The organism is Sandarakinorhabdus rubra (assembly GCF_010994245.1).
Lineage (GTDB): Bacteria > Pseudomonadota > Alphaproteobacteria > Sphingomonadales > Sphingomonadaceae > Sandarakinorhabdus > Sandarakinorhabdus rubra.
The window spans coordinates 1-1,118 of record NZ_WMHO01000383.1; the positions used below are offsets into that span (position 1 = coordinate 1).

The window sequence follows — 1,118 nt, forward strand, 5'->3', positions numbered from 1 at the left end:
CGGACGGTTCCGGCCCGGCGCCGCACCCGCTGCTGCCCTTCATCGGCCGCCGCCACACCCATCGCGGCGCCTGGCGCGGCGGCGCCATTGCGGAGGATCGGGTGCGCGCGGTGCTCACCTTCCCGGCTTTTCCGGATGTGCGCGTGGCGCTGTTCCCGGCCGCCAGCCCGCGTGGCCAACGGCTGGCCGCTCTCACCGATGATGCCACCGTGGCCATCACGTCCGACGTCGCGATGATGGCCGACAGCCATCGCTGGTTCCGCCACGAGCGCCGCGAGGCCGTGACCCACATGGACGGGCTGACGCTGGCCACATCGGGCGTCTCGCCATTGCTGGCCACGGTCGGTGCGCTGCTGCCCGGGCAGGACGCGGCGAGCGAGGGCAAATACTGGCTGGCCGCGACGCGCGATACCCACCTGCCCACCGCCTCCATGTTTGGAATGATCCTCACGCCCACACCGCACGAGCGGCGCGCCGCGTTGCTGGTCGGCAGCGCCTGGCAGCGCCTGCATCTGAATGCCACCGCCGCCGGGCTGGTGGCCCAGCCGCTCAACCAGCTACCCGAAATGATCGACCGCGAGGCCCAGCTGCGTGCGCACCCCCGCTTTGCCCGCGCGGCTGACGCGCTGCTCGATGATCCGCTGTGGCGCCCCAGCTTCGTGTTCCGCCTCGGCACGGCCGATACCGTGGCCGGGGCCGCACTCAGGCGGCCGGTGAGCGCAGTTTTGGGCAAGCCGGCGCGGCTGGCCTTCGAAGTGGAACAGTGGCGGGCTGCCGGCGGCGCCTTCTAGGCGCAGGGGCCAGCGGCGCCTGTCAGGCCCGGATCGGCCGGCTCAGAAATTCCGGCACGCCTTCCGGGCCGAAGCCGGTAAAGACCTCGCCGTCATCATTCCGGTGGCGGTCCGGCTTTTCGGGCGCGGTGACGCGGTAACTGGCCAGCGGGTCGCGAGCGGCCGGCGGGCGGGCCTTGGCAGCGCGGGGCGCGCGGCGCGCGGCCGGTTCTGCCGGCGCCGTCTCGGCTGGGCGCGATTCGGCTGCGCGGGCCGGCTGGGCCGGGGCGGCATCGCGGCTGCGACGGCGCCGATCGCTCCGTTCCGGACGGTCGTCGTTCTTGGGGC

General features: G+C 73.7%; 1 protein-coding gene and 1 pseudogene. One reads left to right on the forward strand and one right to left on the reverse strand.

Annotated elements, in window-relative coordinates:
- Positions 1-791: nitroreductase family protein (locus GJV64_RS14690; RefSeq protein ID WP_205599662.1), on the forward strand; the 791-nt coding region annotated here is incomplete at its 5' end.
- A 22-nt stretch (positions 792-813) separates the two neighbouring features.
- Here GJV64_RS14690 and GJV64_RS14695 read toward each other — a convergent pair.
- Positions 814-1,118 (reverse strand): annotated as a pseudogene (locus tag GJV64_RS14695) (DEAD/DEAH box helicase); the annotation flags it as partial.